General features: G+C 69.7%; 6 protein-coding genes. 4 read left to right on the top strand and 2 right to left on the bottom strand.

Going from position 1 to position 8,767, the window contains the following annotated elements:
• Positions 1 to 464: endo-1,4-beta-xylanase (locus AB0H12_RS44780; protein WP_499632778.1), on the bottom strand; the 464-nt coding region annotated here is incomplete at its 3' end.
• Between the two features lie 861 nt (positions 465 to 1,325).
• Between AB0H12_RS44780 and AB0H12_RS44775 the strand changes: the two genes are divergently transcribed.
• From AB0H12_RS44775 to AB0H12_RS44760, 4 genes are all read left to right on the top strand, one after another.
• Positions 1,326 to 2,963: a glycoside hydrolase family 27 protein gene (locus AB0H12_RS44775; protein WP_499632775.1), complete on the top strand. Its 1,638-nt coding sequence runs from the start codon at positions 1,326 to 1,328 to the stop codon at positions 2,961 to 2,963.
• A 164-nt stretch (positions 2,964 to 3,127) separates the two neighbouring features.
• Complete coding sequence (locus tag AB0H12_RS44770; protein WP_499632772.1) at positions 3,128 to 4,597, top strand: family 43 glycosylhydrolase; 1,470 nt, start codon at positions 3,128 to 3,130, stop codon at positions 4,595 to 4,597.
• Positions 4,598 to 5,015: 418 nt separating this feature from the next.
• A complete protein-coding gene (locus AB0H12_RS44765; protein ID WP_499632769.1) occupies positions 5,016 to 6,803 on the top strand; it encodes a glycoside hydrolase family 6 protein in 1,788 nt (595 codons plus the stop codon).
• 16 nt (positions 6,804 to 6,819) lie between these two features.
• Positions 6,820 to 8,166, top strand: a complete 1,347-nt coding sequence (locus AB0H12_RS44760) for a glycoside hydrolase family 6 protein (protein ID WP_499632766.1) — start codon at positions 6,820 to 6,822, stop codon at positions 8,164 to 8,166.
• A 95-nt stretch (positions 8,167 to 8,261) separates the two neighbouring features.
• Here the strand turns inward: AB0H12_RS44760 and AB0H12_RS44755 are convergent.
• On the bottom strand, positions 8,262 to 8,767 hold a 506-nt coding region (locus AB0H12_RS44755), incomplete at its 5' end, for a cellulose binding domain-containing protein (protein ID WP_499632763.1).

Below are 8,767 nucleotides of genomic sequence, written 5' to 3'. Positions count from 1 at the left end.
AGGTTGGAGTCGCGGCGTGCGCCGGAGCTGCCGTCCTGGAAGGCCTCGTTCACCACGTCCCAGGCGTAGATCTTGCCCCGGTAGTAGGAGGCGACCTGGGTGACGTGGTTGAGCAACGCCGACCGCAGCGCGCTGCCCGACATGTTCTGCATCCACCCCGGCTGCTGGGAGTGCCACGCCAGGGCGTGGCCCCGCACCCGCATGCCCTGACCACGCGCGTGGTTGAGGATCCGGTCCCCGTTGGTGTAGTTGAACCGGTTTTGCTGCGGCTCCGTCGCGTCCATCTTCATTTCGTTCTCGGCCGTCACCATGTTGAACTCACGGTTCAGGATCCCCATGTACGTGGAGTCGCCCATCCTGCCCGCGGCCACCGCGGTGCCGAAGTACCGACCCTTCTCCGCCGCGGCGGTGGCCAGTGTCGTGCCCGCGGCCTTGGCCGAGCTGTGGAACGCCACCGCCATCATGGTGGCGATCAGTCCCACGACGAGCAGCAACGCCGTTGTTCTCGGCCGACGCGCGAGCGCCGGCCGAATGACCGCTCGTGTCGAATGTTCCATCACATGTCCTTCGGATCGGACACCGCAGGCTCGGGTGCCAGCGGTGACAGGGACGCCATCGAGGTCCGCACGGGGCCGAGCCGCTACCAGAGGCGCACTCGTGTTAGCGCTAACACCAAGCGTTGACAGCCTCCACGTGAGGAGAAGCGCATTTGGGCGCGGCAACCACGGCCACGAGCGTCGGTGTGCTCTTCAGACTGTGAACGATGGCTCACGGTCGGTCAAGACGTGACGCAACTGTTTCGTGCAGGTGGCGCGCGGTCCCGGTCGTCGCCGGCCGGTCCGAACGTCCTCTCCGGTCTGCCGGGCGTGCCGGCTCCAAGCTTGTCCACAGTGGAGAGACGCTCGTCTTCCTTGCCCGGACGGCTCAGAGCTGGACCGGTTCGAGCGACCGGCTAAAGCCGACGGTGGTGTCTTTAGCTGTCCGCCGCGACGACCACCGACCGGGTCCCGCGCAGGGCTCGGCGGGCGGCGAGTGCCGGTCGGTGGTCCGAATGGGGCAACTTCCCGGGTGTCGTCGCCGCGCGACGCGACGATATGGGCTGGTCCGCCTCTTCCGTGGTCGAACTGCTCAAAGTTAGCGCTCACAATTTAGCTTTGACCCGTCTTGGTTGGTCATAGTTTCATGGGCGTGACATCAGGCCGCGCGGTCACGGTGGTGATCCCGTCGGTGAGCGCCCGTGGACCTGTCGCGTGCCCCGACCAACTCACCCTGCCGACACCGTGACCGACGCCGACGGCGTCCCGGTCGACACCGAAGAGGCGACGATGCCCACCCGTACCCGTGGACGACTCCTCCACCTCGCCATGGCGGCCATCGCCGCGCTGGGCCTGGCCACCGCGGCTCCCGTCGCCCAGGCCGCGCCGGGCAGTCCCGCGCTCACCCCGCCGATGGGGTGGAACAGCTGGAACAGCTTCGGTTGCGGCATCACGGAGGCGCAGGTCCGGCAGGCCGCCGACGCGATGGTGTCGTCGGGGATGCGTGACGCGGGCTACCAGTACGTGGTGGTGGACGACTGCTGGTTCGACCCGCAGCGCGACGCCCAGGGCAACCTGCGCGCCCACCCGACGAAGTTCCCGTCCGGCATGAAGGCGCTCGGCGACTACATCCACTCGAAGGGCCTGAAGTTCGGCATCTACCAGGCGCCCAACGAGAAGACCTGCGCCCAGGGCGTGGGCACCCACCCCGGTTCCACCGGCAGCAAGGGGCACGAGGTCCAGGACGCCCGGTCGTTCGCGTCCTGGGGCGTGGACTACTTGAAGTACGACTGGTGTTCGGGCAGCGGCACGCGGGACGAGCAGATCGCGCGGTTCACGATCATGCGCGACGCCCTGCGGGCCACCGGTCGCCCGATCGTCTACAGCATCAACTCCAACAGCTTCCACGCGCCGACGGGTGACAAGTACGACTGGGGCGAGGTCGCCGACCTGTGGCGCACCACCGAGGACCTGCTCGACATCTGGCAGAACGGCAACACCAACAGCTACCCGATGGGCGTGGGCAACGTCCTGGACGTCACCGCGCCGCTGGCCGCGCAGACAGGTCCGGGCAACTGGAACGACCCGGACATGCTCGTCGTCGGACGGCCCGGCCTGAGCCTGACCGAGTCGCGGTCGCACTTCGCCCTGTGGGCGTTGATGGCCGCGCCGCTGATGGCGGGCAACGACATCCGCACCATGTCGGCCGACGTCAGCGCGATCCTGCGCAACCCGCGGCTGATCGCGGTGAACCAGGACCGGCTCGGCGCCGGCGGTCGGCGCGTGCGCGACGACGGCAACACCGAGGTCTTCGCCAAGACCTTGTCGGACGGCTCGGTCGCGGTGGGCCTGTTCAACCGGGGCGGCAGCACCGCCACGGTGTCCACCACCGCCACCCAGGTCGGCCTGTCCGGTGGGTCGTTCGCCCTCACCGACCTGTGGACCGGCGGCGCCTCCACCACCTCCGGCGCGATCTCGGCGAGCGTGCCCGCGCACGGCGTGGCCGCGTTCCGCGTCTCCGGCGGCAGCCCGATCACCGCCACCACCTCCCAGCTGCGCGGCGCCGGCTCCAACCGCTGCGTCGGCACCGAGAACGCCTCCACCGCCGCCGGCACGACCGTGCTGCTCTGGGACTGCCACACCGCCGCGAACCAGCTGTGGACCAGCTGGACCGGTGGCGAGATCCGGGTGTTCGGGGACAAGTGCCTCGACGCCTACAACCAGGGCACCGCCAACGGCACCCGCGTCATCACGTGGTCGTGCAACGGGCAGGACAACCAGAAGTGGACCCTCGGCTCGGACGGGTCCATCCGCAACACTCGTGCGGGCCTGTGCCTGGACGCGGACCAGGCTGCCACCGCCAACGGGACCAGGCTGATCCTGTGGACCTGCAACGGCCAGGCCAACCAGAGGTGGAGCCGCGTCTGACGGCTGCCTGAGCGGCGCGCCCGCCCTCCGGTGCCGTCGCCTCACGCAACCCGCGGGCGCTGCTCCGAGGGACCCGGTCCGCTCGCGCACAGCTCCGCGAGCGGACCGGGTCCACCCCGCGCCCACCGGCCCGACGTCCACCCGCGATCCAGGGAAGGATCACCGTGCGCACCGCCCGCGAACCCGTGATCGGTGGATCCCACCCCGACCCGAGCGTGTGCCGAGTCGGCGAGGACTACTACCTCGTGTGCTCCAGCTTCGAGTACTTCCCGGGCCTGCCGATCTTCCACAGCCGCGACCTCGTGCACTGGCGGCAGGTCGGCAACGTCCTCAACCGGCCGGAGCAGCTGCGGCTGCCCGCCGACGCGCCCGCCTCGCGCGGGATCCACCAGCCCACCATCCGCCACCGCGGCGGGAGGTTCTGGGTGACCGCGACGGACCTGACGGCGGGCGGCACGTTCGTCGTCACGACCGACCGCCTCGCCGGGCGGTGGTCGGACCCGGTGTGGATCGACCTGCCCGGTGTCGTCCCCGACCTGGCCTGGGACGAGAACGGCGACTGCTGGTGCGCGACGACCGACGGGCGCACGGCCCGCATCGACCCTTACCGGGGGACCGTGCTGGAAGGTCCGTGGCCGGCCTGGAGTGGCGATGACACCCCGAAGGCGCCACACCTGTACCACGTCGGTGGCTGGTGGTACCTGCTGTTCGAGTGCGGCCAGTCGCCGGCGGTCGCCCGCGCGCGCACTCCCCGCGGGCCGTTCGAACGCGCGCCGAGCGCCCTCGTGGGCACCCTCGGGCCGGCCGGTAGCACCGGCCGCGCGGACCTGGTCACGACACCGGAGGGGGCCTGGTGGCTGGTGCGGCCGGGGACCCGCGAGCACCCGTCCGGCTTCCACGTGCTGGGGCAGGAGGTGTTCCTGACGCCGGTGCGCTGGCAGCACGAGTGGCCCGTGGTGGACGGCGTGGACGGGAACGCGCCCGCGCCGGGGGAGTCGCGCCCGTCGCCGACGCAGCCCGCGCGCGACGACTTCGACGAGTTCGTGCTGGCGCCGTCCTGGATCTCACCGCGCGGGCTCCCGAACGGGGCCTGGTCGTTGACCGAACGCCCCGGCTGGCTGACGCTGCACGCGACCGGCGACACCCTCGACCGCCCCGGCTGCACGTTCGTCGGCACCCGGCTGCGGCACCTCGACTCACGGGTGTCGGTCCACCTGGACCCCGGCACGGCCCGCGCGGGGCTGAGCATCCGGCGCGACGAGGCGCACCGCTACGACTTCGAGGTCGTGCCCGGCCGGGTGGACGTGATCGCCCGGATCGGGCCGGTGCGCCAGGTCGTGGCCAGCCGCACCAGACCTCCGGGGCCGATCACGCTCACCGTTGTCACCCGCACGACCGACCTAGTGCCGCCGTCGTTCGTGCGGCCGACCGACGAACCCGCGGGCGTCGAGCCCGCCGGACCGGACACCATCGCGTTCCACGTCGGCGCCGATCCGGGTCCCTTGGCGGAGTTGGACGGCCGGTACCTGTCGCCCGAGGTCAGCACCGGCCTCGCCGGGCGGGTCGTCGGCATGTACGTCACGCGTGGTGTCGCGGCGTTCGACTGGTTCGACTACCGCGGCTTTTCAACGTGAACCGGCGGGTGGTTCGGCGGGCGTGCGCGAACGTTCGTTCGCGACCGGCCTTGTGTGCGCTAACAAGCAAGGTCGCTGTCAATGGTGACATTGGTTCATATGGGTGAATTTCGGTTAAGGGAACCCCAAAAACCGCACTTGACAAGGCTGGCAGGCTGTGGCGCGAAAGCCTTTCGTAAGACGAAAAGCTAAAGTTAGCGCTAACATCTTTAGCATTTCCGGTAATTGACTGCGCTGCCGGGCGTGGTTACATTCGACCCGAAGTGAATCCTTCTCCGCGCGGGAGATGCGGCCCGCCGCGCCGCCTTGCCGTGACCACCCGTCAACGACGACCGATTCGCCACCCCACGACTGGGAGCGCTCCCGGAAAGTGTCACCCCTTACTCACACCACAGCATCGACGCTGCGAGGACCCTGAATGAGTGCAACGAAACTGGCACGCGGCGGCGCCGCTGCCGCCGCCCTGACCCTGTGCGCGGGGTTGCTGACGCTGGCGAGCACGTCGGCCAGCGCCGCGCCCGGATGTTCGGTCGACTACCGCGTCAACCAGTGGGACAGCGGCTTCACGGCCAACGTCACGCTCAAGAACCTCGGCGACCCGATCTCGGGCGGGTGGACCCTGGAATGGGACTTCCCGGGCAACCAGAAGATCACCAACGGCTGGAGCGCGACCTACGCCCAGTCCGGTCAGCACGTGAGCGCGAAGAGCCCCTCGTGGGCGTCGACGCTGCCCACGGGTGGAAGCGCGACCATCGGTTTCAACGCCTCGTACTCGGGCACGAACGTCCTGCCCACGTCGTTCACGCTCAACGGCACCACGTGCGGCGGGGGTCCGACCACGACGACCTCGACCTCGACCTCGACCTCGACGTCGACCTCCACCACGACGACCACGACGACCACCACGACCACGACCACGCCGGGCAACCCCGGTGAGCACGTGGCCAACCCGTACGTCGGCGCCAAGGGCTACTTGAACCCCGACTACGTCGCCAACGTGAACGCGCTGGCCGACGCGACCGGCGGCGCCCTGGGCACGTCCATGCGCAAGGTCGCCGAGAACTCCACCGCCGTGTGGATGGACCGCATCGGCGCCATCACCGCCGGGCGCGGCTTGCGAGGTCACCTCGACGAGGCGCTGCGGCAGTCCGCCGGCGGCACTCCGGTCGTGATCCAGATCGTCGTGTACGACCTGCCCAACCGCGACTGCGCGGCCCTGGCGTCCAACGGCGAGCTGAAGGTCGGCGAGAACGGCCTGGCGCGCTACAAGGCCGAGTACATCGACCCCATCGCCGCCATCCTGGCCGACTCGAAGTACCGCGACCTGCGGATCGTCAACATCGTCGAGCCCGACTCGCTGCCGAACCTGGTGACGAACCTGAGCAAGCCCAAGTGCGCCGAGGCCAACACCAGCGGCGCCTACGTCCAGGGCATCCAGTACGCGCTCAACAAGCTCAGCGCGATCCCGAACGTCTACAACTACATCGACATCGCGCACGCCGGGTGGCTGGGCTGGGACTCGAACCTGGGCCCCGCGGTGACGTTGATCTCCAACACCATCAAGGGCACCACCAAGGGCGTCAACAGCGTCGACGGCTTCGTGTCGAACATGGCCAACACCTCGCCGACCGACGAGGTCAACCTGCCCGACCCGAACCTCACCGTCGGCAGCCAGCAGCTGCGGTCCGCGACGTTCTACCAGTGGAACCCGTTCTTCGACGAGGCCGACTTCGGCACCGAGATGCGCAACCGCTTCATCGCGGCCGGCTTCCCGAGCGGCATCGGCATGCTGATCGACACCTCCCGCAACGGTTGGGGCGGCCCGAACCGGCCCAGCGGCGCGAGCGGGTCGACGGTGGACGCGTACGTGAACTCCGGCCGCATCGACCGCAAGCTCCACCGGGGCAACTGGTGCAACCAGGCCGGTGCGGGCATCGGCGCACGGCCCACGGCGGCGCCGCGTGCGGGCTTCGACGCCTACGTGTGGGTCAAGCCTCCGGGTGAGTCCGACGGCATCGCGACCAAGACCGACGGCCCGAACGAAGAGGGCAAGCAGCACGACCCGATGTGCGACCCGGCCTTCCGCGGCGACGACCAGGCCAACGGCGGCAACCTGACCGGCGCCATGCCGGGCGCGCCGCACGCTGGCTCGTGGTTCCCGGCCGGGTTCACCTCGCTGGTCCAGAACGCGTACCCCGCGTTCTGAGCAAGGGGACGACACCATGAGGACCAGAAAGCGAACCGCGGCCGCGTGCCTGCTCTCGAGCGCGCTAGTGGCCGGTGCGGTGGCCTTGGCGGTGGGCGGCGGTGCGACCGCGCAGGCGGCCGACTCGGCGTTCTACGTCGACCCTTCGAGCTCCAGCGCGAAGTGGGTCGCCGCCAACCCCGGTGACTCCCGGGCCGCGGTGATCCGCGACCGGATCGCCTCGGTGCCGCAGGCACGGTGGTACACCACCACCAACACCTCGACGGTGCGCTCGGAGGTCAGCTCCTTCGTCGGCGCCGCCGCCTCGGCCGGGAAGATCCCGATCCTGGTGGTCTACAACATCCCCAACCGCGACTGCGGCGGGGCGAGCGGTGGCGGCGCGCCCTCGCACCAGGCCTACCGGGCGTGGGTGGACGAGGTCGCGGCGGGACTGGCCGGCCGTCCGGCGGCGATCGTGCTCGAACCGGACGTGCTCCCGATCATGAGCAACTGCCAGAACGCCGACCAGCAGGCGCAGACCAGGGCGTCCATGGCCTACGCCGGCAAGAAGCTCAAGTCGGGTTCCGGACAGGCCAAGGTGTACTACGACATCGGCAACTCGGCGTGGCTGAGCCCGGCGGAGGCGGCCAACAGGCTGCGCGCCGCCGACATCTCCAACAGCGCGGACGGCATCGCGTCGAACGTGTCGAACTACCGCAGCACGCCCGACGAGGTCAACTACACCAAGAACATCCTCAACGCCCTCGGCGACGGCAGGCTCACCGCCGTGATCGACACCAGTCGCAACGGCAACGGCCCGCTGGGCACCGAGTGGTGCGACCCCGCCGGGCGTGCGATCGGCACGCCCAGCACGACGAACACGGGCGATTCCAGGATCGCCGCGTTCCTGTGGGTCAAGTTGCCGGGTGAGGCGGACGGGTGCATCGCGCCGGCCGGTCAGTTCGTGCCGCAGCGCGCGTACGACCTGGCGATCGCGGCGGGCCCGACGTCGACGACCACCACCTCAACCACCTCAACCACCACGACCACGACCACCACGGGCAACAACCCCGGTGGCGGCTGCACGGTGACCCACCGCGTGGTCAGCCAGTGGTCGGGCGGGTACACCGGTGAGATCGTGATCGGGAACCGGGGTCAGCTGATCAACGGCTGGACCCTCACGTTCTCGGCGCCCGGGGTGTCCGTGAGCCATGGCTGGAACGGGACGTGGACCGACACGGGCGACGTGGTCCGGGTCGCCAACGCGTCCTGGAACGGGTCGCTCCCGACCGGTGGAACGACGACCATCGGTTACAACGCGAGCTACAGCGGAACGACACCGCCGTTCGGTTCACCCGCCCTGAACGGCACCGCCTGTTCCTGACACGTAACCAGCCCTGAAGAAGCGGTTCCCCGCCCGGTTGTCGCCTCCACCGGACGGGGAACCGCTTTTGTGCGTGGACATCGAGTGGACGAGAGCTAGCCGGCCGAGCAGGCGAGGGAGAGGACTCCCGCCGTTCCGTCGGCCTGGAAGCCGAACTCCGTGGACCCGCCGGCGGGGATGCCGCCGTTGTAGGCGACGTTGGTGAACGTCACGGCGCCGGTGTTGCCGCTCCGGTTGGAGTTCCAGGAGTTCACGACCGTCGCGCCGGCCGGCAGGGCCGCCGACACGGACCAGCCGTCGACGCTCACCGAGTTCGCCGAGACCTTGATCGTGGCCACGAAGCCCGTCGCCCACTGATCGAGCGCGGACACGGTCGCCGTGCACCCGGTCGGAACCGGCGTCGTCGTCCTGGTCGTCGTCGTGGTGGGGTCGGTCGTTGTCGTTGTCGTTGTCGTGCTCGTTGTGGTGGTGGTGGTTGTCGTCGTGGTGGAGGATGGCGGAGCCGAGTTGAGGGCGTTGAGGACGGCGGTGTAGGCGGGTTTCTTGTTGCCGTTGCCGTCGAAGAGGAGTGGGGTGCCGTAGGCGCGCCAGGAGTCGGTGT

Source organism: Actinosynnema sp. NPDC023794, from assembly GCF_040639675.1.
GTDB classification, from domain to species: domain Bacteria; phylum Actinomycetota; class Actinomycetes; order Mycobacteriales; family Pseudonocardiaceae; genus Actinosynnema; species Actinosynnema luteola.
This window is presented reverse-complemented; position numbering and strand designations above follow the sequence as displayed.

What these genes read in the sequence shown, in the direction of transcription:
- AB0H12_RS44765 (WP_499632769.1), top strand. Translation starts at nt 5,016, where the DNA reads ATGAGTGCAACGAAACTGGCACGCGGCGGCGCCGCTGCCGCCGCCCTG.
- AB0H12_RS44775 (WP_499632775.1), top strand. Translation starts at nt 1,326, where the DNA reads ATGCCCACCCGTACCCGTGGACGACTCCTCCACCTCGCCATGGCGGCC.
- AB0H12_RS44760 (WP_499632766.1), top strand. Translation starts at nt 6,820, where the DNA reads ATGAGGACCAGAAAGCGAACCGCGGCCGCGTGCCTGCTCTCGAGCGCG.